This window comes from Methylomonas sp. 2F7 (assembly GCF_057126975.1).
The window spans coordinates 1,875,721-1,902,665 of sequence record NZ_CP195203.1 but is presented as its reverse complement, the minus strand read 5'-3'; the positions used below and the strand labels follow the sequence as shown (position 1 = coordinate 1,902,665).

Annotated in this window: 21 protein-coding genes and 1 pseudogene; 8 read left to right on the top strand and 14 right to left on the bottom strand. The window is 50.4% G+C overall.

Translation table 11 applies throughout. The features are described 5' to 3' along the window. Window positions 1–56 precede the first annotated feature (56 nt). The 3 genes from ACR64Q_RS08655 (at window position 57) to ACR64Q_RS08645 (ending at window position 3,654) form a co-directional block, all read left to right on the top strand. Entirely contained in the window at window positions 57–2,318 is a 2,262-nt protein-coding gene (locus tag ACR64Q_RS08655; RefSeq protein ID WP_313734320.1) for a CHASE2 domain-containing protein, read from the top strand. 284 nt (window positions 2,319–2,602) lie between these two features. Further along, window positions 2,603–3,049 carry a FecR family protein gene (locus ACR64Q_RS08650; RefSeq protein WP_231499565.1) on the top strand — a complete coding sequence of 149 codons (447 nt, stop codon included), beginning with the start codon at window positions 2,603–2,605 and terminating at the stop codon, window positions 3,047–3,049. Between the two features lie 14 nt (window positions 3,050–3,063). Continuing rightward, window positions 3,064–3,654: an OmpA family protein gene (locus ACR64Q_RS08645; protein WP_026600429.1), complete on the top strand. Its 591-nt coding sequence runs from the start codon at window positions 3,064–3,066 to the stop codon at window positions 3,652–3,654. 55 nt (window positions 3,655–3,709) lie between these two features. On the opposite strand, the gene ACR64Q_RS08640 is transcribed toward ACR64Q_RS08645, so the two are convergent. The 9 genes from ACR64Q_RS08640 to rpsB all read right to left on the bottom strand — a co-directional run bounded on the left by ACR64Q_RS08640 (window position 3,710) and on the right by rpsB (window position 11,881). Further along, on the bottom strand, window positions 3,710–4,420 hold the full coding sequence (locus ACR64Q_RS08640) for a DsbC family protein (protein WP_026600428.1): 711 nt from the start codon (window positions 4,418–4,420) through the stop codon (window positions 3,710–3,712). Between the two features lie 63 nt (window positions 4,421–4,483). Next, window positions 4,484–5,848 (bottom strand): RIP metalloprotease RseP, encoded by a 1,365-nt coding sequence (gene rseP / locus ACR64Q_RS08635; RefSeq protein ID WP_026600427.1) that lies wholly within the window; start codon window positions 5,846–5,848, stop codon window positions 4,484–4,486. Between the two features lie 3 nt (window positions 5,849–5,851). After that, window positions 5,852–7,036 carry a 1-deoxy-D-xylulose-5-phosphate reductoisomerase gene (ispC, locus tag ACR64Q_RS08630; RefSeq protein WP_026600426.1) on the bottom strand — a complete coding sequence of 395 codons (1,185 nt, stop codon included), beginning with the start codon at window positions 7,034–7,036 and terminating at the stop codon, window positions 5,852–5,854. Beyond that, window positions 7,033–7,956 (bottom strand): phosphatidate cytidylyltransferase, encoded by a 924-nt coding sequence (locus ACR64Q_RS08625; RefSeq protein ID WP_026600425.1) that lies wholly within the window; start codon window positions 7,954–7,956, stop codon window positions 7,033–7,035. Before ACR64Q_RS08625 ends, ispC begins: the two co-directional genes overlap by 4 nt. A 38-nt stretch (window positions 7,957–7,994) precedes the next feature. Further along, window positions 7,995–8,759 carry an undecaprenyl pyrophosphate synthase gene (locus ACR64Q_RS08620; protein WP_020481854.1) on the bottom strand — a complete coding sequence of 255 codons (765 nt, stop codon included), beginning with the start codon at window positions 8,757–8,759 and terminating at the stop codon, window positions 7,995–7,997. A 12-nt stretch (window positions 8,760–8,771) separates the two neighbouring features. Beyond that, entirely contained in the window at window positions 8,772–9,329 is a 558-nt protein-coding gene (gene frr, locus ACR64Q_RS08615) for a ribosome recycling factor (protein ID WP_020481855.1), read from the bottom strand. A 4-nt stretch (window positions 9,330–9,333) separates the two neighbouring features. Further along, complete coding sequence (gene pyrH, locus ACR64Q_RS08610) at window positions 9,334–10,053, bottom strand: UMP kinase (protein WP_020481856.1); 720 nt, start codon at window positions 10,051–10,053, stop codon at window positions 9,334–9,336. A gap of 83 nt (window positions 10,054–10,136) precedes the next feature. Continuing rightward, entirely contained in the window at window positions 10,137–11,015 is an 879-nt protein-coding gene (gene tsf, locus ACR64Q_RS08605) for a translation elongation factor Ts (RefSeq protein ID WP_020481857.1), read from the bottom strand. Window positions 11,016–11,137: 122 nt separating this feature from the next. Then, window positions 11,138–11,881, bottom strand: coding sequence for a 30S ribosomal protein S2 (gene rpsB / locus ACR64Q_RS08600; RefSeq protein WP_020481858.1), 744 nt, complete (start codon window positions 11,879–11,881; stop codon window positions 11,138–11,140). A 281-nt stretch (window positions 11,882–12,162) separates the two neighbouring features. Here rpsB and map point away from each other — a divergent pair, with 281 nt between their 5' ends. Together map and glnD are read left to right on the top strand one after the other, a co-directional pair. Then, the gene (map, locus tag ACR64Q_RS08595; RefSeq protein ID WP_313734319.1) at window positions 12,163–12,927 is read left to right on the top strand and encodes a type I methionyl aminopeptidase; all 765 of its coding nucleotides are present in this window, start codon (window positions 12,163–12,165) and stop codon (window positions 12,925–12,927) included. Continuing rightward, window positions 12,924–15,569, top strand: coding sequence for a [protein-PII] uridylyltransferase (glnD, locus tag ACR64Q_RS08590; protein ID WP_313734318.1), 2,646 nt, complete (start codon window positions 12,924–12,926; stop codon window positions 15,567–15,569). Before map ends, glnD begins: the two co-directional genes overlap by 4 nt. Window positions 15,570–15,573: 4 nt before the next feature. Here the strand turns inward: glnD and ACR64Q_RS08585 are convergent, their stop codons facing one another. Beyond that, complete coding sequence (locus tag ACR64Q_RS08585) at window positions 15,574–16,794, bottom strand: FAD-dependent monooxygenase (protein ID WP_026600422.1); 1,221 nt, start codon at window positions 16,792–16,794, stop codon at window positions 15,574–15,576. 252 nt (window positions 16,795–17,046) lie between these two features. Here ACR64Q_RS08585 and ACR64Q_RS08580 point away from each other — a divergent pair, with 252 nt between their 5' ends. From ACR64Q_RS08580 to ACR64Q_RS08570, 3 genes are all read left to right on the top strand, one after another. Next, the gene (locus ACR64Q_RS08580) at window positions 17,047–22,530 is read left to right on the top strand and encodes a glutamate synthase-related protein (protein ID WP_313734317.1); all 5,484 of its coding nucleotides are present in this window, start codon (window positions 17,047–17,049) and stop codon (window positions 22,528–22,530) included. 100 nt (window positions 22,531–22,630) lie between these two features. Next, window positions 22,631–24,370 (top strand): sulfite reductase subunit alpha, encoded by a 1,740-nt coding sequence (locus ACR64Q_RS08575; RefSeq protein WP_313734316.1) that lies wholly within the window; start codon window positions 22,631–22,633, stop codon window positions 24,368–24,370. A 75-nt stretch (window positions 24,371–24,445) separates the two neighbouring features. Then, a complete protein-coding gene (locus ACR64Q_RS08570; protein ID WP_313734314.1) occupies window positions 24,446–24,928 on the top strand; it encodes a metal-dependent hydrolase in 483 nt (160 codons plus the stop codon). Here ACR64Q_RS08570 and ACR64Q_RS08565 read toward each other — a convergent pair. From ACR64Q_RS08565 to ACR64Q_RS08550, 4 genes and pseudogenes are all read right to left on the bottom strand, one after another. Continuing rightward, window positions 24,918–25,403: an IS5 family transposase gene (locus tag ACR64Q_RS08565; protein ID WP_409521164.1), complete on the bottom strand. Its 486-nt coding sequence runs from the start codon at window positions 25,401–25,403 to the stop codon at window positions 24,918–24,920. The two genes, ACR64Q_RS08570 and ACR64Q_RS08565, sit on opposite strands and share 11 nt — an antisense overlap. Window positions 25,404–25,426: 23 nt before the next feature. Beyond that, window positions 25,427–25,684: pseudogene (locus ACR64Q_RS08560) on the bottom strand (transposase); the annotation flags it as partial. Between the two features lie 207 nt (window positions 25,685–25,891). Further along, on the bottom strand, window positions 25,892–26,320 hold the full coding sequence (locus tag ACR64Q_RS08555; protein WP_313734311.1) for an Hsp20/alpha crystallin family protein: 429 nt from the start codon (window positions 26,318–26,320) through the stop codon (window positions 25,892–25,894). Between the two features lie 123 nt (window positions 26,321–26,443). After that, on the bottom strand, window positions 26,444–26,944 hold the full coding sequence (locus ACR64Q_RS08550) for a TPM domain-containing protein (protein ID WP_313734310.1): 501 nt from the start codon (window positions 26,942–26,944) through the stop codon (window positions 26,444–26,446). Window position 26,945: the final 1 nt, after the last annotated feature.

Genomic DNA, 26,945 nt, shown 5'->3' with positions numbered 1-26,945 from the left:
TTGCGATTGCAACTAGTATACTTTCCCAAGTATTTCCACTTTGCACAGTAAATTCCATGGCGACACGCCACTTCGAAAAATCATTGATCGTCATTGCGCTGATCGTTCTAACGGTTGGCTTAAGCTATACGGATGCACTGTGGCGCTTTGATCGGTGGATTTATGATGCCCAACTGAAGCTGCTGGCCACGCCGGCTTCAAAAGATATTGTCATTATCGAAGTCGATCAAAAAAGCCTGCAAAAACTAGGGCGCTGGCCCTGGCCCAGAGATATTCACGCTCGCCTGCTGGAGACGCTGGCGTCGGCAAAACCCAAGGCGATTGCGTTGGATTTTATTTTTTCCGAAGCGGATCAGCAACATCCTGAATTGGACGCGCACTTAAGCCGCGCACTAGCGAGTAACAAACAAGTAATACTGCCGGTTATTGTCGAACGCAATGGCAATAACGTAGTGGAAACGCTGCCATTACCTGAATTCGCCAAACACGCTGTGTTGGGGCATGCCAATGTCGATTTGGATAAGGACGGCATCAGTAGAAGCATTTTGTTGCAATTGTCCTTGGGCGACTCGCAGTGGTTGGCGATGCCGCTGACTATTTATTCTTTGAACCATCCGGAAATACTTGCCGATTTACCGGGCTTACGGACCGAAACATCGCCAGAAAGCATACATGGCGATTATCGGGTGTGGTTGCCGTTCTTTGCGCCGGGCAGCGATTTCGTTAGAGTTTCTTATTTGGACGTATTGTCGGGGAAGGTGTCCGGACAATTATTCACCGATAAATACATATTGGTCGGGCTGACCGCCAGCGGCATAGAACGCGACCTGCCGGCACCCTTGGCTGTCGGTGATCGGCCCATGAGCGGGGTGGATTTCGTCGCAGCCGGCTTGGATGGCCTCATAAAGCAAACCCTTTGGCAGCCGTTACCGGGCCATTGGCAATTCCTCTTAAGCCTGGCGATAGCCGGTATCGCCGTCAAGATCAGCACTTGTTTTTCACTGCGCTGGCTGGCACTGGCTGTCTCGATACTATCGATGGCAATTTTACTGTTTTGCTTGGTCTTACTGCATACCAGCCACTATTGGTTTGCACCGTCCGTGGCGTTACTGGTGTTAATAATCAGCTATCCACTACGCAGCTGGCGGCATTTTGAGAAACTGATCCAGTCCTTATTCGCGGAACGCAAACGCGCCTACATCACCTTAAACGCTATCGTCGATGGTGTCATAACCACAGATAATAAAGGCTCAATCGAATACATGAATGCCGCCGCTCTGGATATCATCGGCAGCAAACGCCCCAAGACCGCCAGCCAAAATATCGACGAAATATTTAGCCTGGAAATAGACGGCAAACCGCATCGAATCGCTGAATTGATACAGCAAAGCGTCATCAATCAGGGACCGTTGAAAATCAGCAATACTCGCCTATCCATTTCCGACCACTACGCGATGAACGCCAATCTGACCATCGCCCCTTTGATAGGCAGTCGGGGCGCACTGATGGGCACGGTGTTGACCATCAACGATATTGGCGAACGGGTGCTCATGGCGAAAATGCTGCTGAAAAAAGCCGAAGAACAAACCGTAATGCGAGAATTGATTAACCGGACCGAACAAGTCAGCTTGGCCAAAAGCCAATTTCTGTCGCAAATGAGCCACGAATTGCGCACGCCGCTGAACGCCATTATCGGTTTTGCGCAGCTGATGCAAATGGACGATCCGGAACACCCTTTGGCCGAAACCCACCTGGACTCGGTCAATGAAATACTCAAGGCCGGTCTACACTTACTCGGGCTAATAAACGAGCTTTTGGATCTGGCTAAAATCGAGTCCGGCAAAATCAGCGTGAATATCGGCAGCATCAATTTGGTGGAGCTGATCAACGATTGCCAAACCCTGATCACACCCTTGGTGCAAAATAAAGGCCTGGCGCTAATTGTCGATAATCCCTTACCCGAGAACATTGAGCTACAAGCTGACCCGAAACGCGCCAAACAAATTTTATTGAATTTTCTGTCCAACGCCGTGAAATATAATCGCCCCAACGGTTCCATTAACCTGAGCAGCAGACGGGTAGACGATAATCGGGTAAGAATTTCTATTACCGATACCGGCAAAGGTCTGGCGGAGCAACAACAGCAATTGTTATTCCAATCATTTCAGCGTCTGGGTGCGGATAATACCGACATAGAAGGCACCGGTATAGGATTGGCAATTACCAAACAACTTGCGGAACTGATGAACGGTACTGTCGGCGTTAGCAGCACGCCGGGTGTGGGCAGCACGTTTTGGGTGGAATTACTGATCCGTTAAGCCGCTGAGGTTTTTATCTAATACCGGTAACCGTTCCGTAAGCGCTAGTTTCCGATGTTGGGCGCGCACGACCGGAAGCCAGACAGTGAACCAAATCCCATATAGCCGCCGGGCTCCCGCCTTCGCCGGTGAGACATTATTCAAGAGCAGCGTTAACGAATAGCCCTAAAACAAAAAAGCTCTTGAATCTAACAACAATTAAATGCTGTCTATACTTACACGCTAAATTTCAATACCGCCCACGCGGCTATTGATGTCCAAAAACACCGTTTGTAGAGGCCATTATGAAACGTCTTTTCGCCTGTTGTAGCCTGGGGTTAGCCCTTTGCATGCCGAATGCGGTATCGGCCGATGAAACAGTCATCGGATACATCAAAACCATCAACGATCAAACGACTATTGACGAAAGTAGCGGCCCGATCAAAGCCAGCCTTGGTTCGCCGATTCATGTCGGCAACGTCATTAAAACCGACCAGAACGGCGCTGCCGGGGTAACGCTGAAAGACAATACCATTTTGTCGATCGGCCCGAATACCGAATTCAAAATAGAAGCTTATCAATTCGAACCCCAGCAGGACAAATTGCAATTAAACGCCAGCCTATTAAAAGGCACCCTGCATTATATTTCCGGCGTCATCGCCAAACTCAAGCCGGAAGCGGTAACGGTAAAAACTCCTACCGGCGTGATTGCGGTAAGAGGCACGCGTTTTTTAGTCAAAGTTGAAGAATAAGCCGAGTATTTGCCATGACGACAATTTCCTTACCCAAAATCCTCACATTCGCCGCTGCACTGGGTTTAAGCGGTTGCGCCAAATCTTATTTGGTATTGCTGGAAGATCACGACGGCTCAACCGGAAAAGTGATTTTCAGCGGTGCCAACAGCGAAACCGTGATCGAACAAGCCGGTTTTGGTGCAGCTCTGGACAACTCCAAAACCGTATTCAAAGTCGAACAAGAAAAGATCAATAAAGACTTTGGCAGAGCCTTGGCTTCCGAGCCGGTATTGCCGGAGATATTTTTATTGTATTTTGAGACCGGCGGCACCAAGCTGACCGCCGAATCGGCGGCTTTGATTCCCAAGATCATCGAAACCGCCGGCAAACATCCGGCCGCCGATATTTCAGTGATCGGTCACACCGATACGGTGGGCGATGCGGGCAAAAACGAAAAATTGGCGAATGAGCGCGCCGTTCAGGTAAGCCGTTTGTTCGACCCTAGTAAGCTGGATGTGAAGGAAGTCGCCGTCACATCGCACGGCGAAAAGAATTTGTTGATCAAGACCGGCGATGAAACGTCCGAACCGCGAAACCGTCGGGTAGAAGTGACGATTCGATAATTACCAAACAAATAAAACCGCCGGCGCTGAAACTGGCGGTTTTATTTCCTTATTTTTATTCGCTAGCTAGAACTTTCGCCAATTGCGCAGCGGGTACATAGCCGGGCAAGATATTGCCTTTTTGCGTGACTATCATCGGTGTGCCGTTCATACCAAACGCTTCACCTAAGGCCATATGTTCATCCACAGGGTTTTCGCAGGTTTTTGCATCCAGATGCTCACCTTTCTTCGCGGTGGTTAGCGCTTTATTTTTGTCGGCAGCACACCAGACTGAGACGGCTTTTTTATAGGAATCCGACCCTTTGCCGGCTCTAGGGAAAAACATGTAGCGTATCGTAATACCCTGCGCCATATATTGATCGATTTCCGAGTGCAGCTTGCGGCAATATCCGCAATCGATGTCGGTAAAGATAGACACGACATGTTTGCTGGTTTCCGGTTTGAAAATAATCATTTTTTGTTCGCCGACTTTATCCAGCGAGGCTTTACGCACGTCAGCCAGCTTGGATTCGGTGATATTTTTCTTTGCTTCGGCGTCGAAGAGCTGCCCTTGCAATAAATATTTACCGTCTTCGGATGCATAAAAGATATTGCCACCCATAGACACTTCGTACAGCCCTTTGACTTCCGATGGTTTCACCGAGTCAACCTGCCCCCCCGGCATAAACTCACTCAAGGCTTTTTTAATGGCGGCTTCGTCGGCAAATAATGCTGGGCTAGTCAAAGCCAGTAGCGTCAAAGCCAGAATGTGTGTGATTTTTTTCATGTAATTACCAGGGAAGATTAGAAAGGAATGTGGTTGACCACAACGCTGGTGCTTTGTTCAGCGTTATTGAAATAATCTACCTATATCGAGAAACATCGCCAAGCCCATCAGCAGCATTAATAGCAGCATGCCGGCTTGCTGAAAATACAGTTGCATTCTTTCCGGAAGCGGGCTGCCTTTAATGGCCTCAACCGCGAAAAACAGCAAATGACCGCCGTCCAGCACCGGCACCGGTAGTAAATTCAACACACCCAGACTGACGCTAACCAAACCTAGAAACTTCAGAAATGCAGTAAATCCCATTTCAGCCGATTGACCGGCGTATTGGGCAATGCTGATGGGGCCGCTCAAATTCTCGATTGAAGCGGAACCCACCACCATTTTTCCCATCATTTTTAGAGTCGTCACCGCATAAAACCAAACTCTCTTTCCGGCGACTGGCACTGCATCCAAAGGCGATAAGGCATGTATCACCATCATGGAGTCCAGCAATTCTTTCGGCGCGTCGACACCTGCGCCGATTTTACCGACTGCCTTACCCTCGCCCTGCTGCTCGCTACGCGGCGTGATGCTTAATGGCAATTGCGCGCCGCTGCGCTCCAGCAATAATTTAATTTCGACATCCGGCCGGGCCTGCACATAATCCACCCATTGTTGCCAGTCGGTAATGGCGGTGCCGTCCGCGCTGAGAATTAAATCCCCGCTTTGTAAACCAGCTTGTTTGGCAACCCCATCGTCAAGCAGCTTGCCGATAACCGGCTTTATAGTCGGTACCCAAGGCTTCAAACCCAAACGCTTATGTAGCGTTTCCGGAGTTTGTACATCTTGTTCAGTTAGGTGAATCAAGCGAATTTGTTGACTATCGTCTATCGCTTTAGTCAGCACGCTGATCTCGGTTTTACCGTCAATCGCCAAGGTCAACAAGGTATCCAGGGCTTCTATCCAGGTCGGCGTTGGGGTGTCGTCGATACTGACGATTTCGTCGCCTGTTGCAAAACCGGCTTGCTCGGCCAGAGATCCGGCCTCCACCCCACCGATGACCGGTCTGACCCCGGCTTCGCCGATGACCAACACCAACCAAAATAAAACCACGGCCAGCAGTAAATTGGCGATAGGTCCGGCGGCGACTACGGCGGTTCGGGCCAGCAACGGCTGCCGGTTGAATGCATAGGGCAAATCCTCGGCTTTAACGGCTTCTTCGCGTTCGTCGACCATTTTTACATAGCCGCCCAACGGAATCGCAGCGACGACGAACTGAGTATCGGCGGGGCTTTTTTGCCAGCTAATCAGCGGCTTGCCGAAACCAATGGAAAAACGAATAACTTTGATGCCTACCTTGCGCGCCGCCCAAAAATGGCCGTATTCATGAAACGCCACCAGTACAGCGATGGCGACGATAAAATAAAACAAGGTATGCAAAGTATCCATTAACTAGTGTTTGAGCTCGGCAATCACTGCATTAGCAACGTCCCTGGCCTGCTGGTCGGCTGCTAGGACATGTTCGAGCGTATCGGCGCAATCGGCTTTAAATTTTGCCATGCTCCGCTCTATGATGCGCGCAATATCGGTAAAGCGCACCTGCTCGTTCAAAAAGGCTTCTACAGCAATTTCATTGGCTGCATTCAAAACAGTCGGCATAATGCCACCGGCTTTGATAGCTTCGTAGGCCAATCTCAGACAAGGAAAACGCTGTAAATCGGGCTGTTCGAAATCCATGTGTTTGACTTCGAAAATATTCAGCGGTGCGACTCCGGAATCGAACCGTTCCGGCCAAGCCATCGCGTGCGCGATTGGCGTACGCATGTCGGGGTTGCCCATTTGCGCCAATACCGAGCCATCGACATAATCAACCATGGAATGAATGATGCTCTGCGGATGAATCACCACTTGAATGGCATCGGGGTCCATATTGAACAGCAGACAGGCTTCGATCAACTCCAAGCCTTTGTTCATCATCGTCGCCGAATCTACGGAAATTTTCCGGCCCATATCCCATTTTGGATGTGCCACCGCTTGGTCGGGCGTAACGGTATCCAGATCGGCTATCGGCGTTTGTCGAAACGGACCGCCGGATGCAGTCAATAAAATGCGTCTGGCTTGTTTGGCAGTATGCCCGGTGGTGTAACCGGCCGGCATGCATTGAAATATTGCGTTGTGTTCGCTGTCTATCGGTAGCAGCGTAGCGCCGTTTTCGGCGACCGCTTGCATAAAAATTTGCCCGGACATGACTAAGGCTTCCTTGTTGGCCAGCAATACCGTTTTGCCGGCTTTCGCGGCCGCCAAGGTTGGCAACAAACCTGCTGCGCCAACGATAGCGGCCATTACCGCATCGACATTGTCCAGGGTGGCGACTTGCGTCAAGGCATCTGCGCCGGCCAGTACCTTCATGCCGGCGACCGGCGAACCGGCGATTTTATCTTTAAACGCTTGAGCATTGTCCGGATTGGCGACTACCGCATATTCCGGTCTATGTGCCAGACATTGTTCGAACAAGGCGTCGATATTACCGTTGGCGGTTAATGCCACCACTTTGTATCGATCAGGATGGCGCGCTACGACATCGAGTGTGCTGACGCCAATCGAGCCGGTGGCTCCGAGTATGCAAATACCTTTCATGCGTAAAACACCCTACCAATCAATAAAATGCCAGCATAGAAAAAAGGTGCGGCCGCGATAATACTATCCACCCTATCCAATACGCCGCCGTGGCCAGGCAACAAGTTACCGCTGTCTTTAACACCTTTTTTACGTTTGATCAGACTAAAAAACAAATCACCATAAATCGAAATCAACACGGTCATGACCGACAAAATCAACATATCGGTCCAAACCAATCCATTCAGAAATCTTAATGCTCCAGAGTCAGCCTGTTCCGGCTGAGTTGCGGTAATCCAACCATAGATAGTAAAACCTATACCGCATACAGCAGCAGATATTAAGGCGCCATACATGCCTTGGACCGTTTTACCTGGGCTTATTTCCGGAGCCAGCTTGTCTTTGCCCCAAGTTTTACCGGAAAAGAAGGCGGAAATATCCGCAGCCCAAATCAACAGCAAAAAGTAGATCACCATGCCGGGACCGTAATAAGCCCTTAATTTGCTGAGAAACATCCACGCCGAAAGCAATACCAACCAACCGCTGAACGTCTTGAGCCGCGATTTGAATTCGATATTTATCAACTGGGAACCGGCTTTTCGGATCAAAACCATCATCAACACCCAAAACATCACAGGAGCGATGACAAACCATTCCAATGCATCCGAATAATCCTTGATTTCCGGCCATTCCATCGCTTCGCTTAGCAGTTCCAACAACACTGTCCAGTAAGTAACGCCCAGCATTGGCAAAATCAGAAACGCTACGAAAATTATTTTCCGGGTGACTGTGTTGACATCGGTCAAGGCCATCCATTCAAAGGCGGCTATCAAGGTAATGACTGCGATAAAGAGGGAGAAATAAAGGGCTGGCAATTGCATAACTGCCGTGATGCACACGGCAGCCAGTACTAGCGCGGTTAAGATGCGTTTTAATAACATGTGTTTGATTTTTAATTATTATGGTTATAGAAAAATCCCTAGAGAACTCTGTTATCGATGACTTGTTCGCCAGTGTGTCCGAAGCGCCTTTGCCGGCCTTTGAAGCTACCGATAGCCTTTTCCAACGCTTTCTGATCAAAATCGGGCCAAAGCGCATCAGTAAAATAAAATTCTGTATACGCCAATTGCCATAGCAGAAAATTACTGATGCGTTCTTCGCCGCCCGAACGGATAAACAAATCAGGCTCGGGTAACTCTGCGGTAACCAGATACTGATTGACGAGCTGCTCTGAAATAGCTTGTTCGTCAATCTCGCCCGATTTTACCCCGGCAACGATTTTCCGCAATGCTTGGGTGATGTCCCAACGTCCGCCATAGTTGGCGGCAATCAACAATGTCAATCCGTCGTTTTGTGCTGTTTGCCCTTCGGCAGTGGCGATTTTTTCCCGCAGCTTTTCCGGAAACGCACTTTTATCACCGATGATTTTCAGCCTGATGTTATTTTTATCGAGCTTGTCAACCTCGGATTGCAGCGTGTTCATGAACAGTTCCATCAGCAAACTGACTTCATCCTGCGGCCTGCGCCAGTTTTCGCTGCTAAAAGCGAACAAAGATAGCACTTCGATGTTCTGTTTGGCACAATATTCGACGATCTTCCTGACCGCCTTGACGCCGGCATAATGCCCCATGATCCTGGGCATCAAGCGTTTTTGCGCCCAGCGACCGTTGCCATCCATGATGATGGCAATATGCCGTGGGTTGCCGTTATTTATCGCCGGTTTATCGTTATCAGCAGCAGTCATCTCGCCTCTCGGTTACATGGAAAGCAAGTCGGCTTCTTTTTCTTCAAGATGCTTCTCTACTTCCTTGATGTATTGATCGGTGAGCTTTTGGATCTTTTCTTCGGCCTGACGTGCGTCGTCCTCGGAAATTAGTTTCTCTTTCAACGCGTCCTTGATCGCGGCATTGGCGTCACGGCGAATATTTCGAATCGCTACCCGACCTTGTTCCGCTTCATTTTTGACGATTTTAACCAAATCGCGGCGGCGCTCTTCGGTCAGTGCCGGCAAAGGCAAGCGAATCACCGTGCCTTGTGTAGCAGGGTTTAAACCCAAACCGGAAGACATAATGGCTTTTTCGATAGCCTGGATCATGCTTTTTTCCCAAGGCACGACTTTCAAAGTACGCGCGTCCTCGACGGACACATTAGCAACCTGAGATAAAGGTGATTCATTGCCGTAATAAGTCACACTGATTTGATCCAGCAAACTGGGATGGGCGCGCCCGGTTCTAATTTTGGTAAATGCTTTTTGCAAGGACTCGATGCTTTTCACCATACGTGATGCGGCATCTTGTTGAATATCGCTGATCATTTTGTTAGTTCCTCTCGATTAGGGAGCCTATATCTTCACCGCGCATCAAGCGCATGATCGCTCCCGGCTCAAATACATTCATTACCCGCATAGGCAGATTATTGTCCCGGCACAAGACCAAGGCCGTGGTGTCCATGACATTCAAGCGCTGGTCGATGGCTTCGTCATAGGTCAGACGAGGATAGAATACTGCGTCCGCGACTTTATTCGGGTCCGCCGAATAAACGCCTTTAACTTTCGTCGCTTTAATCATCAACTCGGCATCTATCTCTATGGCGCGTAAACTGGCGGCGGTATCAGTAGTGAAAAACGGATTGCCCGTGCCGGCAGCGAAAATAGCCACTCTACCTTTTTCCAAATGCCTGACGGCCCGGCGACGGATATAGTCTTCGCACACCTGATTGATTTTCAGGGCAGTCATCACCCTAACAGGCTGCCCGAGATACTCCAGCGCATCCTGCATGGCCAAAGCATTAATGACCGTTGCCAGCATGCCCATTTGATCGCCGGTGACCCGATTCAGGCCTTCAGATGCTTTCTCGCCGCCGCGCAAAATATTGCCGCCACCGATGACCAAGCCGACCTGGATACCTGCATCGCACAAGTCTTTCACTTCCTGAGCCAAGCGTTGCACTATATCGGGATCGATACTGCCGCCGCGTTCGCTCGCCAGTGCTTCGCCGCTCAATTTAAGTAAAATTCTCTGACAAATCAATTGACTCATAATCAAATATCCACCGTAAACATGGGTTAAAAGCAACGAACTAATATAAATAAACCCGGCGAACCGGGTTTATTAGGAGGCGTTTAGCCTCTAACTTGTGCCATAACTTCGGCGGCAAAATCTTCTTCTTTTTTCTCGATGCCTTCGCCCACTTCGAAACGAGCAAAACGCACTACAGCGTTGCCTTTAGATGCCAGCAATTTACCAACGGTAACGCTGTCGTCTTTGATGAAAGGCTGACCCAACAACGTGACTTCCGCCAGAAATTTATTGATACGACCGCCGATCATTTTTTCAACGATCTCGGCAGGCTTGCCACTTTCCAGTGCTTGCGCAGCAAAAATTTCTTTTTCCTTGGCAATGACATCGGCCGATACTTGATCATCCGACACATATTCAGGCTTGGCAGCAGCAACATGCATCGCCACGTCTTTACCCAAAGCTGGATCGTTTTTGGTCAATTCGACGATAACGCCGATTTTACTGCCGTGCAGGTAAGCTGCCTGACCACCATCAGTGGTGGTGAATTTAACGAAACGGCGCACAGTAATGTTTTCGCCGATTTTAGCAATCAACGCACGACGAGTATCGTCTACGCTGACGCCAGTGCTCAGTAACATGGCTTGTAACTCTTCGTCGCTATTGACATTCGCATTCAACAAGCTGTTGACGACATCATTAGCAAAACCAATAAAATCATCGCCTTTGGCAACGAAATCGGTTTCGCAGTTAACGTCTACCATAACAACGGTTTTAGCGTCGTCAGAAACTTTAACACCAATAATGCCTTCCGCCGCGATACGGCCGGATTTTTTATCGGCTTTTGCAAGACCGGCTTTACGCATGTTTTCAATGGCCAGTTCCATATCGCCATTGGCTTCAACCAGGGCTTTCTTGCACTCCATCATGCCTGAGCCGGTACGCTCACGCAATTCCTTGACCATCGCCGCACTAATACTCATCATTTTTTCCTCAAATTTTATTAACTAAAAAAACGCCTCACAAAGGAGGCGTTTAAAAGACAGTCTGTTCTGAATACCAGATTCAGCGGCGCTCAACCGCTTTGGCCGAGCGCGTTTAAAACTTACGCTTCCGTTACGACTTCTTCTACAAAATCGTCGGCTTTGGCTGAAGCATCCATACGCAAGGCTTTCGCTTCCAACACGGAGGCTGAAGCGCTTTGGCAATACAAAGTCACTGCGCGGATAGAATCGTCATTACCTGGGATGACATAATCAATTTTTTCGGGCGAGTTATTGGAGTCAACCACGCCAACCACCGGGATGCCTAATTTTTTGGCTTCCATAATGGCATTTTTTTCATAACCTACGTCCAGAACGAAAATAGCGTCGGGTGTGCCGCGCATATCTTTGATACCGCCCAGGCTGCGCTCAAGCTTTTCCAATTCGCGCTCCATGCCCAAAGCTTCTTTTTTGCTGAAACGTTGGTACAAGGTGCCATCGGCTTTCATCGCTTCCAGTTCTTTCAAACGGTTGATGGATTTTTTGATGGTTTTGAAGTTGGTCAACATGCCGCCCAACCAACGATGGTTGACGTAGGGCATGCCACAACGTTTTGCTTCTTCCGCCACGACTTTACGCGCCGCTTTTTTGGTACCAACAAACAGAATGGTACCTTTGTTGGCGGTCATTTGACCAAGATAGTTCATCGCATCGTTAAACAAAGGAAGCGTTTGTTCCAAATCGATGATATGAATTTTGTTACGGGCTCCAAACAAGTAGGAAGCCATTTTCGGGTTCCAGTAACGGGTTTGATGTCCAAAGTGAACACCCGCTTCCAGCATTTGACGCATTGACACTGCTGCCATTTAGTTCTCCTAAAATTGCCGAATAATTCGGCGTTGGGTTACGCCTCCACCCGCCCCGATCAGTGACCGAAAATCTGCAATAGACTTTCAGCACCCCACCGACCGTGTCGACAAGTGTGAGTATTGGTTACATAGTGAACTTGCCTTTATACCATGATTAGAATTTCACAACAACTTCAACTCTGATAGACTCCTGTCGGCGTTTGCCTGCGAAAGCATCTTGATTGGATAGCAAAAACGGGCCCGCACTCGCTTTTATCCCAATAATTAGCCACCTGCCGATGACTATTACCATAAAAACCGCTGAAGAAATCGACAAGATGCGCGTTGCCGGAAAACTGGCCGCAGAAGTACTTGAAATGATCGCCCCCTACGTCGTTGCCGGGATATCCACCGAAGAGCTTGACCAAATTTGCCACAATTACATCGTCGATGTGCAACACGCTATTCCCGCGCCTTTAAATTATCGCGGCTTCCCTAAATCGATTTGCACATCCATCAATCAACAAATTTGCCACGGCATTCCCAGCGAGAAAAAACTGAAGAACGGCGACATCGTCAACATCGATATCACGGTGATTAAAGACGGTTACCACGGCGACACGAGCAAAATGTTTTGCATCGGCGATGTCAGCCCACACGCCAAACGCTTGGTAGATATCACCCGCGAATGCCTGTTTTTGGGGATAGCGGAAGTCAAGCCCGGCGCCCGCCTCGGCGACATAGGCCACGCCATTCAAAAGCACGCCGAAAACAATCGCTATTCCATCGTCAGAGAGTTCTGTGGTCACGGCATAGGCAAAAAGTTTCACGAAGATCCACACGTGATGCATTTCGGCAAACGCGGTGAAGGCGAGATAATCGAACCAGGCATGATTTTTACGATAGAGCCCATGCTCAATCAAGGCAAACGCCATATGAAAATCCTCGCCGACGGCTGGACTGCAGTGACCAAAGACCGTAGTTTGTCCGCACAATGGGAACACACGATTTTGGTGACCGATTCCGGCTACGAGATTTTGACGCTGAGACAGGAAGAGCTGTGAGCCAAGCGCTGTTCACCGAAAACGATTTTCTCAACTGTTTCGCGGGCGACAATCCGGTCGCCAAATTCAAAAATGCGATTAACGAGGAAAATGCGCAGTTAAAAATGCGCTTTAACCCGGACCAGGCGACGGTCGGCCTGCTGACCGAGAAAGCTCGGTTCATCGACAATCTATTGACCGCCTGTTGGCTGCATTTCCTCGACGCAGCCGCCAGCCGCCACAGCCTGATCGCGACCGGCGGGTACGGCAGAGGCGAATTGTTTCCTTACTCGGATATCGATATTTTGGTGTTGCTCGGCGCAGCCAACCCGATAGACTATCAACAGCAAGTATCCGGTTTTTGTAACTTCCTATGGGATATTGGCTTAAAACCAGGACTTAGTACGCGTAGCGTAACAGAGTGCCTGGCTGTTGCCGAGGACGACCAAACCGTATTTACCAACCTGCTGGAAATGCGCCTGATTACCGGCAACTCCGGACTATTTAGCGATTTAAAACACCAGGTAAATTCCGAAACACTCTGGCCATCGGAACAATTTTTTCCAGCCAAAATGGCTGAACAACAAAAGCGTTACAGCAAGTTCCACGACACCGCTTACAACCTGGAACCGAACATCAAGGAAGGTCCGGGCGGACTCCGCGACTTGCAGGTAATCAGCTGGGTATTCAAACGCCATTACAACGCATCGTCTCTCCGAGAGTTAATCAAGTACGGTTTTTTACCGAAATCGGAATACGACAACCTCATTACCGCTCGCGACATCCTCTGGCGCCTGCGCTTTGCACTGCACAATCTGACCAACCGCTGCGAAGACCGCTTGGTGTTCGACTACCAACGCGAGTTAGCCAGCCAGTTCGGCTACATCGATAAGAACGAGCAACCGGATGTCGAGCAATTCATGCAGTTTTACTTCAAAACTGTCGTGGATATCGAGCGTCTGAACGAAATGCTGTTACAACTGCTGAACGAGAGACTGATCAGCAATAAGGAAAGCCTGGCCCCAATCCCTATCACCGCCAATTTTTCCTCGATTGATGGCTATCTGGAAGTCAGCCACAAAGACGTATTTCAAAAACAACCGCTGGCTTTGCTGGAAATTTTTTTAATCTTGCAACAATCGCCCTCTCTGAAGGGAATTCGTGCCAGTACCATCCGTTTGATTCGCAAAAATCTGCACCTGATCAATGCCGATTTCCGCACCAATAAACAGGCCAACCGCCTGTTCATGGATATTCTCAGACAGCCGCGCGGCATTACCAGCCAACTCAAGCGAATGAACCGCTACGGCGTACTCGCCGCCTATTTGCCGGATTTCGCCAATATCGTAGCGCGCATGCAGTACGACCTATTCCACATCTATACCGTAGACGAGCACACTCTGTTTGTTATTCGTAATTTGCGGCGCTTCTCGCTGGCCAAACACAATAAGGAGTTGCCGTTTTGCAATAATATTTTTTTACTGATTTCAAAGCCTGACATTTTGTACATTGCCGCCATGTTTCACGACATAGCTAAAGGCAGGGGCGGGGATCATTCCACGCTAGGCGAAACCATCGCCAACAATTTTTGCCAGCAGCACGAATTATCAAGCCACGACACCAAGTTGATCACTTGGCTGGTTCGTCAGCATTTGCTGATGTCGATGACTGCACAACGCAAGGACATCAGCGACCCGGACGTCATCCACACCTTCGCCCAGGAAGTCGGCAGTATAGAGCGGCTAAATTATTTATATCTGCTAACAGTGGCAGACATTCGCGCCACAAATCCTAGCCTGTGGAATGCCTGGAAAGATGTATTGCTGAAAGATTTGTATATTTCCACCCACCAAGCCTTGCATCGCGGACTACAAAATCCGATGGTCCGATCTGAACGGGTACAGGAAAACAAAAAAGAAGCGCGCGACGAGCTTTTGAAACTGGGCATATCCAAAACCAATATTACACAGTCTTGGCAGCATCTCAGTGACGACTATTTTCTGCGCTATTCTGCGGACGAAATAGCCTGGCACACAATTGCGATCGCGGCCTGCCAGGAAAGCGAACTGCCGCTGGTGCTATTGCGGCCGCAAACCCAGCGCGGCAGCGCGGAGATTTTCGTTTACACCCGTAACGAAGCGCAAATTTTTTCAATTTCGACCGCCACCCTGGACCACCTGGGCTTAACGATTCTGGATGCCAGAATCATTACCACTGCCGATCAGTACGTCTTGAACAGTTTTCAGGTGCTGGAACAATCCGGCGAAGCCATTAACGACTTGTATCGCGAGGTGCACATCTGCACCTCGCTACGCCAAGGTTTGATTGCCAAAAAGGTTAAAGCCTCAAAGAATATCCACAAGCAATCCCGTCAGGCCCGGCACTTTCCGATTGAAACCAGTATCACCTTTCTGGAAGATCCATCGCACAAACACACCGTGATCGAATTAGTTACCACGGATCGCGCCGGTTTGCTGTCTACCATAGGCAAGGCGTTTACGGAGTTGGACATCCAATTGCACGATGCAAAAATCACCACGATAGGCAGTCGCGCGGAAGACATGTTCTACATCAGCGACCAGCAGTCAATGCCTATCACAGACGAGGACAAAAAAGCCCAAATACGCACCACCATGTTGCGATATTTGAGCCTGAAAAGCTAAAGCCTTATCTAGCTAACAAACGTTCGCCGCGAGCTAATTTCGGCAGACGACCTTCCAACCCCATCGCAGCCTTCATCGCTTTGTTGCGGGCGGGAGTGATGCGTTGGGCCAAACCCAGACCAAGATTTCTTAGCAGTTTAATCGGCAAAATGTCGTTACTAAATGACCGATAAAACACATCCATTAAGGTCATCATTTTCAGATTCTCGTTGCGGCGCATCGCTTCGTAACGCTGCAACACCGCCAGATCTGCGATGTCCTTGCCGCGTTTGCGGGCATCGACCAGTATTTCCGCCAGCGCCGCAGCATCCAGCAAGCCGATATTGACGCCCTGGCCGGCCAATGGGTTAATCATGTGCGCTGCATCGCCCACCAGAGCCACACCTCGCTTCACGTAGCTTTGCGCATGCTGCCGCTTCAGTGGGAAACTCGCAACACCCAACACCTGCTTGACCTCGCCCAGACAATCGGGAAAAGCCGCTACCAGCTCATCCCGTAATTGCTCGTAAGACAAGGCTTGTAAACGTCGAACTTCATCGGGGGATTGATACCAAACGATGGAACCGTAATTGCCTGTCAACGGCAAAAAGGCTTGCGGACCGCTGGACACAAAACGCTGCCAGGTGATGTCCTGCTGCGGATAGGCGGTTTCTATGTAAATCACTAGGGCATGCTGGTTATAATCCCAACTGGTCACGCCCAAGCCTACCGCCTGCCTGACTCGCGACTGTCCGCCATCTGCCGCAACCAGCAACTTTGCCTGAAGCACGCGACCGTCCGCTAATACCAACTCCGATTCGCGACCATCGTAATTTATTTTGGTGATGGTTTGCGGCATCAGTAATTCGATATTGTCAAAACTTGGCAGCCTATCCAATAATGCCAGCTGGGTGATGCGATTTTCGACAATATAGCCCAGCTCGGGATAGCGAATGTCATCGCTGTTAAAGGTGGTGTCGCCGGCCGTTTCCCAAACCCGCATGCGCTTAAACGGACAATAGCGCCGTGACGTCACACCTTCCCAAGCGCCAACAGCTTCCAGAATGTTTTTCGAGGCGATACTTAAGGCTGAAACCCTTAAATCATGTGGCTGCTCGCTGGAAAAAGCTTCTGGAACCTGCGCTTCTATCACAGCTACTTTTAACTCGCTGCCGCCCAGGCAACAAGCCACGGCGGCACCCACCATTCCCCCGCCGACGATCACCACATCAAATTGTTCTTTCATATTTCTTCACAAAGTTTTAAAACTAAAGGCCAGACGAGAGAACGACGCCGCCATTGGCTTTACGAAATGACAGAGGCCGCGCAACATGGTAGAATTACAAAGTTTCGCCAACTGAAATTCCGAAGTTAATTAGGGGTTCTCGCCGCATAGGACGACTCTAACACGCAGCAGGCAGAAAAACCATAAACGGCACTATCGGTAAGGAAAATACCGGCTAGCGCATTTAATCAGTAAGAGAGGATCTGGATAGCAATGATTAAAAACGCCCAGAAAATTAACGCAATACACATGCTTTACGACGCTGATCTCTCCCAGGATAGCTGCGGTGTCGGATTTATCACCCGCAAAGACAGCAAACAGACCCACGAGCTCCTAGTCAAGTCACACGAAGCCTTGTGTACGATTCCGCATCGCGGCGGCATGAGCGCGGAAGGCATAGGCGACGGCGCCGGCGTTAATATCGATTTGTCTCTGAAGTTTTTCCGTAAGGTCACAGGGAATGATGACCTGGAACTGGGACAATTCGGCGTAGCCAACTTTTTCTTCCCGGAAGATCACGCCCATTACGATTCTGAAGCACAAAAGCTGGTCGAAGAACAATTTCTGCAATTCGATCTGCCCATTATCAAATGGCGGGAAGTGCCTGTTGACAGCTCGGTGTTAAATGCGGCGGCGTTGCGCGCGCAATTACCGATCAAGCAGGTCATTTTCGGTCGCCCAAAATCCCTTAAAGATGCCAGTCACGAGGCTTTTGAAAGACATATTCAGTCCGCGCTGTTAACGATAGAAGCCAACGGCTTTACTCGCCCGGAACTGAAAGGTTTTTATCCGTTGTCGATGAGTTCCCGCACCCAGGTTTATAAAGGCCGCCTGAACTCGTTTGAAGTCATCCCCTACTTTGTCGACTTGTACGACGCCGACCACGAAATCAGCACACTGTTCTTCCATACCCGTTTTTCCACTAACACCGCGCCGGCGACGATGATGGCCCAGCCGTTTCGTTATATGGCGCATAACGGCGAGTTGAACACCGACAAGAAAAACCGCCTCAGCGAAAACGCCATTGCTCGGCAAAACAACAAACATGTCGTGTTTCCCTGCGGACAATCGGATTCCGGTCGCCTGGATCAAACCCTGACCCGCCGGATCAACGAAGATCAGCTGGATATCGTCACCGCCATTTTGGCAATGATGCCGCCAGCTTGGGAAAACGATACAACCTTATCGGCAGACGTGCGCGCCATGCTGGAATATTTCAGCCTATACGAAGAGAAAAACGACGGCCCGGCGGCGTTAATCTTCAATGACGGCATTCGCGTTGGCGCGCGCTTGGACCGCCTGGGCTTACGGCCATTGCGCTCAGTAGAAACCGCAGAGTACCTGGCGGTGATGTCCGAAGCCGGCCAGATCGATTTCCCACCCGAAAAAGTGCTGAGACGTGGCCGCATCGAGGCTGGCGGCATGCTGTATTTCGACCACAGCACCGGCAAGTCATATAACAGCCATCAAGTGATGGAGCGTTTGGCCAAGGAAAGAGACTATAAAGCGCTGCTGAAACAAAGTTGCATTCATATCAACGAATTGCCCAAAGTAGAGCTTGCGGAACTCAACACCGAGCATGAGCTGAATATCGACCAACGTCACACTGCTTATTCGCTGAACCAGGAAAGTTTTAAGTTTTTGCTGGACCCTATCCTGCAAACCGGCTTGGAAAAAGTCTCGGCGATGGGTTACGGGCTAACGCCGAACGCTTTGAGCGCGTCTGAAGGCGGTATGTCACGTTATTTCAGCCAACGCTTTGCTCAGGTTACCAATCCGCCACTGGACTCTCTGCGTGAAAGCGACGGCATGACCTTGCGCGTAGCCTTGGGTGCCAAACCGACTTTTGCACCGCAGAACAGCAAACAGCTGATGATCGAATCGCCGATCCTGCAACGCACTCAGCTGGAGCAGATTCGCAGACAAAGCCAAGTAAAAACTGCGACTATAGAGGCGCTATACACTCCGAACTTTGAAAATGCCGCGCAAAACGAACTGGCTTTGGAACAAGCTTTGCAAACTGTCTGCAAAGAAGTCGAACAAGCCGCGCGCAGCAATACCGGCATCATCATTCTGAGCGACGCCAATATCAGCAAAACCCAAGCCGCTATCCCTGCGCTGTTGACCATTGCCGCAGCCAATCAGCATTTAGTAAAACATGGCTTGCGCTTTAATAGCTCCTTGATCATGGAAACCGGCCAGGCAGCCAGCCCGCACGACGTGGCCACCATTCTGGGTTTCGGCGCATCCGCCATCTGCCCGCTCAGTGTCCATAACCGGGTAACTACCGAATACGCCGATCCGGCAGCCCAGCAAAAAGCGCTATACAGCTTTCAAAAAGGTGTCGAAAAATCGCTGATGAAAACCATGGGCAAATTCGGCCTGTGTACCGCTGAAAGCTATATCGGCGGCGAGTTTTTCGAATCCAATTACCTGGATACCGACGAACCGAAATTAAAACCGTATTTCCCCAACATCAATGCTTCCGTCGGCGGGGTGCGTTACAGTGACATCGCCGCCAGCGCAACGGAATGGCACCATAAGGCGCTATCCGTAAAAAGCGAAAACGATATTCCGTTTCTAGGCCTATTCAAAGAGCGTAACGAAGGTGCCGGCCACACGTTTGGCAACACGGCGGTGCGCGAATATATCAACATGACCGATGAAGCGATCATGTACATAGCGCCACAACAAGCGCCGGAAGCCAGCGATACGGCGTATTTGGATTTCGGCTATGAGAAACGCACACCGGCGCAAATTGACGCTTTCGGTATTACTCCGGCTTATCGCAGCTTTACCCACAATCTGGCTCAGGAGCGGGCGAACCGCCCAGCTGCTTTGCGCGATGTAATGGAGTTTCCGGCCGATGTCAGCGACGCTAACAGCAAAGCCGATTTTGATCGCCTTTTGGGCAGCCAGGATTTGCACGGTAACAATAATTACCTGATCCGCGGCCTGCACCTTGAGAAAACTAATGGTGTGGTTTTCCATATTCGGTTTACCGAGAACTCAAGCAAAGCGCGTCTGGAACAACTAGCTGAACATCTGAAAGGTCGTTTTGCCGGCAACGATTTCGGATTGACGGTTGAAGACGACAGTTTGAATCTACGAGCTAACGACACCGACAGTCTGATTTACAACTATCTGAGCAACATTCGCCCTACCCGCTCGCCGATAGCGCTGGATCAAGTTCAACCCGCCCATGAAATAACCCCGACATTCGCATCCGGCGCGATGAGTCACGGCGCGCTGCTGGCCGAAGCCCACGAAGCAGTGGCGCAAGGCACCAACATTGCCGGCGGCATGAGCAACTCCGGCGAAGGTGGCGAACATTCCAGCCGCTTTGGCACGATTCGCTCAAGTAAAATCAAACAGTTCGCTTCCGGCCGCTTCGGCGTCTGGGCTGGCTATTTGGCCGATCCGAATCTGGAAGAAATTGAAATCAAGATCGGCCAAGGCGCCAAGCCCGGCGAGGGTGGCCAATTACCGGCACCTAAAGTATCGGTGGAAATTGCTGCGCTGCGTGGCGGCACGCCCAAAGTAGAATTGGTCAGTCCGCCACCGCATCACGATACCTATTCCATCGAAGACTTGGGCCAATTGATCCATGACGCCAAGGCAGCCCGCGTCCGCGTGGTGGTAAAACTGGTTTCCTCGGAAGGCATAGGCACCATCGCAGTTGGTGTTGCGAAAGCTGGCGCCGATGTAATCAACGTAGCGGGCAACACCGGCGGTACCGGCGCGGCGGCTGTTACCAGCTTGAAAAACACCGGCCGCTCACCTGAAATTGGTATCGCCGAAGTCCATCAAGCGTTGGCTGCCAACGGTCTGCGCGATAAAGTCATTTTGCGTTGCAGTGCGGCTCATCAGAACGGTGCCGACGTCGTGAAATCGGCTATTCTCGGCGGCGATTCCTTCGAGTTCGGTACCACCGCGCTGATGATGCTGCGCTGCGTGATGGCGAAAAACTGCAATATCCGCTGCCCGGCCGGTTTGACCACCGCCCACGAAGAATTCAAAGGCGACCCGCGCGTGTTGGCCCAGTTCTTTATGAACCTGGCCCACGAAGTGCGCGAAATCCTGGCTGACTTGGGTTACACCAGTTTGCAGGAAATTCGCGGTAAAACCGAGTTGCTGCATCTGATCGACCATCCGAGCATGGTCGGCCAAATTCACTTGCAAAAACTGCTGGCGGAAGTACCTGTTATCAAAATCGAGAAACCGATTTATCTGGAAAAAGATTTCGCGATCGACGATTTGATCTTCGCGCGCGTCAAATCGGCGTTGTTCGAAAAAGGTCAAAAACAAGTGGTCGTCGAAGGCAACGAGTTCAAGCTGAACAACCGCAACAAAACCGTCGGCGGTCAAACCGCAGTCGATCTGGAACGCTTGTTGACTTATGAACTCAGCCCGGAGCAAGTCGCTAAGTCGAACATCATCTATACCAACCAACACGGTCGCCGTTATTTAGCCGACGATACCATTATCGTCCGCACCCATGGTTCGGCAGGTCAAAGTTACGCCGCGTTCAACAACGACGGCATGCGTATGGAGCACACCGGCACCTGCAACGATGGCGTCGGCAAAACCGCTTGCGGCGGTACCATCGTTATCAAATCTCCCGGCGGCGGCTCCAAGTTGCCTGGCGAGAACGTGTTGATCGGTAACTTTGCACTATTCGGTGCGTCCGGCGGCAAAACCTTTATCAATGGCGAAGCCGGAGACCGTTTTGCAGTACGTAACTCCGGCGCGATGGCTGTCGTCGAAGGCGTCGGTGACTTTGCCTGCGAATACATGATTAACGGCGCGGTATTGAATCTGGGCGGTTTTGGTAAAGGCTTCTGCACCGGAATGTCTGGCGGTAATGCCTACCAATACGACCCTGATAATCGCTTACACGATTTGTATGACGACACCTCGGTATCGATACACAGTTTGACCGATGACACCGATGTAGCAAGTAGTCATGAGCAATTCATTTTGTACATGCTGGAGCAACATGTTGAACATACCGACTCGGAAAAAGCCCAGGCCATTCTGGCTAATTGGACCAACGAGCGTCAGCACTTCAAATTTGCCTTGCCGCTCTGGTTAAACCGCACGCAAACGGCCGAATACCTGAGCAAAGCTTTGGATCGCAAAGCTATGATCGAAGAATTGTCTGTGGCATTTGCACAAAAACAAATCGAGCAAATCAAACAGGCTTACAAAAACGACACACCACTGTTCGACGGTGCTATCCCCGGTTACGGCGAAACCGACACCGATCTCACTTTGAAACTGATCAACAGCTATGCGGTGATCGATAAAGCGCAGCAAATTGCCCGCGATCAACTGAATAAAGCCGGCCAACCTGCAACCGAAGCCTTAGTTGATAAACATGCTTACAAGTTAGTCATGGAACGTCCGCGCAAACTGCAAGACGCGCTGATTAAAAATATCCGCGAAGCTTACAGCCAATACGATGACGGCCAGTTAGCGGCGTTGATGGCGGAAAAACGCCTGAACGACTACAAAACCACGCTGATGCTGCGCGACGTGCAAAGCATTTACTCGATCGGCTCCACGGCCTGGATCATCGAACAGGATAGATTCAATCGTGTCGCTTTGGCCGGCCTGCCGTCCATCGATAAAAATCTGGCGAGCTTGGAAAGCCTGTCTATCGTTAAAGACATGCTGGAAAGCGCGTCCGCCTAAGCCCATGGAGGGTGCCTGCCACGCCCCCTCCACACCGCGATTGGCAAGAACCAAATACAGTGACTGGACAGCCTGACACCTGTCCACAGATGGTAATGAAATGAAAGCACCTTTTATCCCTCAAAACGCTCCTTACAGTGACACCCAACGCGCCTGGCTAGGCGGCTTTTTCGCCGGCATGCACAGCCACATGCTGCATAGCGCCGGCAGCGTCAATCAAGCCGACGCCCGTACCTTGCACATCCTTTATGGCACCCAGACCGGTAACTCCGAGTCTCTAGCCAACGACGCAGCCAACGCGGCTAAAAAGCACGGTTTGCAACCCGTGGTTAAAAGTATGGATGAAATTGAAATCGGCCAATTGCCGCAAATGCAGTACTTGTTGATCATTACCAGCACATATGGCGAAGGCGCGATGCCGGACAACGCGGAAATGCTGTGGGAAGCCGCGAATAGCGATGCGGCTCCGAGCCTGGAAAATGTCAATTATTCGGTATTGGCTTTGGGTGACACCAGCTACGACTTGTTCTGCCAGGCCGGCATAGACTGGGATAACAAATTGGCGGCTCTAGGCGCCAAACGCCTGTTCGACCGCGTCGATTGCGATGTGGATTTCGAAACGCCGGCGGAAAAATGGCTGAGCGAAGTGATTCCGTTGATGGCGGAAGGTGCCAGCACAGTTGCGGTTGTCGATACCGAAACCCAACCTGCCAAATCGGTGTACAACCGCAAAAATCCGTTTCCGGCCAAAATGCGCGTCAACCGCATCGTCACGGCATTGGATTCGTCGAAAGAAACTCGGCATTACGAAATTTCCATTGATGGCTCCGGCCTCAGTTACGAAGCGGGCGATGCCTTGTGCGTAATCCCGACTAACTGCCCGGATCTGGTCGCGCAAATTGTCAAAGCCATCGGTTGCACCGGTGCAGAAGATGAACCGGTCAATGGCGAGCTAATGAAGCTGTCGGATGCTCTGCGTACGCATTTCGAGATTAAATTACCCGGCAAAGAGCTGATTGAAGAAATCGCCAGCCGTTCCGGTGATCAGGAGTTGAACGCTTTACTATTATCCGGCGATAAGGAAAAGCTGGCCGATTATCTGTGGGGCCGCGACATACTCGACCTATTGCTGCAATTCCCCGGGGTAGAGTTTTCCGCCGCCGAATTTTTGCGTTTATTAAAACCGCTACAACATCGCGCCTACTCCATATCCTCCAGTGGCAAGAAACATCCGGACAGCGTGCATTTGACCGTCGCGAGTGTGCGTTACGACGCGCACGGCCGCCAACACAAAGGCGTCTGCTCCACCTATCTGGCCGATTTAGTTAATGAAGAAAGCGATGTGCGGATATTCTTCACTCCCAACAACAACTTCCGCGTGCCGGCCGATGATAGTTTGCCGATGATCATGGTTGGACCAGGCACCGGTATCGCGCCGTTCCGCGCTTTTCTGCAAGAACGCGAATTCCGTAAAGCCCCTGGCAAAAACTGGTTGTTTTTCGGTGATCGCAATGCCTCCACCGATTTCATCTACCGTGACGAAATCGAAGCAATGCAAACCAGCGGCCTGTTGACCAAGCTGGATTTGGCTTTCTCGCGCGACCAAGCGGAAAAAATCTATGTGCAAGACCGCATGAAAGAGCATGGTGCCGAACTTTATGCCTGGTTGGAACAAGGCGGCTACTTCTTCGTCTGCGGCGATGCTTACCGGATGGCGAAAGACGTCGATCAAGCCCTGCACGACGTGATTCGCGAGCACGGCAAAAAAACTCTGATCGAGGCGGTAGAGTACGTTAACCAACTGAAAAAAGATAAACGCTACGTCAGGGACGTTTATTGATCTAACATGATGTGAATGGGTACGTCTGTCGACGTACCCGTAACAGTTCCTCTAATCCCATCCACCTGAGCTTCCATGCCTTTCACACCTTTCCACATGGGGCCCGGCACAGCAATCAAAGCGGTTTGCGGCAAATATTTCAGCTTGACGGTGTTCGGATTTTCCCAGGTGATAATGGATATAGAACCCCTGGTGCGCATGGTCCGCGGGGATAGTGTTTTACATGGTGTGACTCACACCTATCTTGGCGCAATCTGTATTGGCGCGTTTTCTGTATTGGTCGGCAAACCGTTTTGCGCTTCCTTATTACGGTTTTGGAATGCCGGCCTTGAACCAAAATACCTGCGTTGGCTCAGTACCCAAGCCGATATCTCATGGACACCCGCCATTGCTGGTGCCTTTATCGGCACGTTTTCTCATGTGTTGCTAGACAGTGTGATGCATGCAGACATGCAGCCATTTGCCCCCTTCAGTATTAGCAACGCACTGTTGGATTTTATACCGGTGGGTTTTCTGTATCTTATTTGCCTGTTTTTAGATAGTGTCGTCATAAGATAGTCGCCCAAAGAGATATACAGCGGATTTGTACGGCGGCCAAGAATGATGCTGTGTTTTTAGCGTAGCGGGTAGCGATGCCTCGCCAGCGCTTGAGGTGCAAGAATGCGTTTTCCACCAAGTGCCGAAGCCTGTAAAGCTCCCGGTCGTATTCGCGAAGTTGTTTGCGATTTTGACGCGGCGGTATCACAACCGTCATATTGCCCGCTTCGGCTTGGGCGACGATAGCATCGCTGTCGTAACCTTTGTCCGCCAACAGATGTTGAGCATCCAGGCCATCGATCAAGGTTGGAGCCTGTGAACAATCCGCAGTGGTACCTGCTGTAACAAATATTCTGACCGGCATACCATGCGCATCCACGGCCAGATGTATCTTACTATTGAGCCCCCTTTTGTGACCCCCATGTCCTGGTTGCCGCCTTTTGCCCCCGCGGCATGCGGGTGAACCTTGATGTGACTGGCATCGATCATCAGCCATTCATAGTCGGGTTCGGTCACCAGTTGTTCCAGCAACGCTTCCCAGACGCCTTTATCTCGCCAGCGGCAAAAGCGGCGATGGGTGTTTTTCCAATCGCCATAGTCGGGCGGCAAGTCGCGCCACGGCGCACCGGTGCGTAAAATCCAGAAAACGGCATTGATAAACAAGCGGTTATCACAGGCTTTACCGCCCCAGGCACCTTCGCGGCCAGGCAAGCGGGGTTCCAATATTTGCCAAACTCGATCCGATATATCGTGTCGGCGATATGCTGATTTCCCCATCTTTTTCCTTCAAAATTATTGAGATAGCGCAATTATCTCATAATCTTGTGACGACACTATCTAGGCGTCTTCGGGGTTTTTACTATCTTGCTGGTTTGGGCTTGGCGCAAGTGGTCTATCGACGTTTGATCATCGATAGCCCGCATCTAGCCCAACAATGCCACCTACACGGCAGCCGAACTAGATGCGGGAAACCCTAAGTAGGGCTTAATCGATAGTCATCCGTTGTCCGCTTTTTTTCAACTTTTTCGCCAAATTTAGCGTCAATATACCGTTCTCGTAACGGGCCTTGCTGGCCGCTTCGTCGATCTCGGCCGATAGTTGAAAACTGCGCGATACTTCACCGAAATAGCGCTCGCTACGCAGCAATTTATCGTCTTTATTTTCCGAGTCCATCTGGTTAATTTGCGCGCGGATTGCAACCACATTGCCGTCGATATCCACATGGATATTCTCTTTACCGGCACCTGGAATTTCGGCTTGGACGATAAATTCGCCGGGGTTTTCCTTCACATCAACCTTGATCTGGGCTGGCAAACCATCCCCATGCAGCGGCTTGATGTAATAACCGGGATTGACATCGCGAAACAGTTCGTCAAACAGACCGCGACTAACAAATGGGCTTAAGTTACTCATGTCGATTCTCCTCTTTGTTGCATGTAAAAACCTGAATGTCTCTATGCGAATATGGTGTTAGACCACAAAAAATTCAAGAGGAAGACACTTCAAAAACAACGGATAATCGTTGCAAAAAATCACTTAAAGAACTAGCGGTGCGTTAGCTATTTCATTGGGATTTTCATTATCGAACGCCGGAAAATGCTGTTGCAATTGCGTAGTGATATGGGCAATCCCCTCAATCACGCCTGATTCGAATCGACCTGCCCTAAACTGGGCTTCCATCTGTCTGCAAACCCCTGCCCAAACCGCTTCTCCGACTCTGGCATGTATACCGCGATCAGCGACAATCTCAACATCATGATCAGCGAACAGCAAATAAATCAGCACACCGGAGTTATTCTCGGTATCCCAGATTCGGCATTGTGAAAATACCTCAAGCGCGCGTTCTCTCGGCGTAACACCTTGCAATAACTCGCTTATCTCCAACGCACATTCCACGACAAAACGGATTTCGCCCAAGTGCGATGCTTCGCTATCGGCAATCGCCGCTTCAATGGCTTGCAAACTGCGTTTGGGAAACGCCAAGCGCACGCGCCAAGGACCGCTGACAATATGCTTAATAAATCTAATCACTTGCATG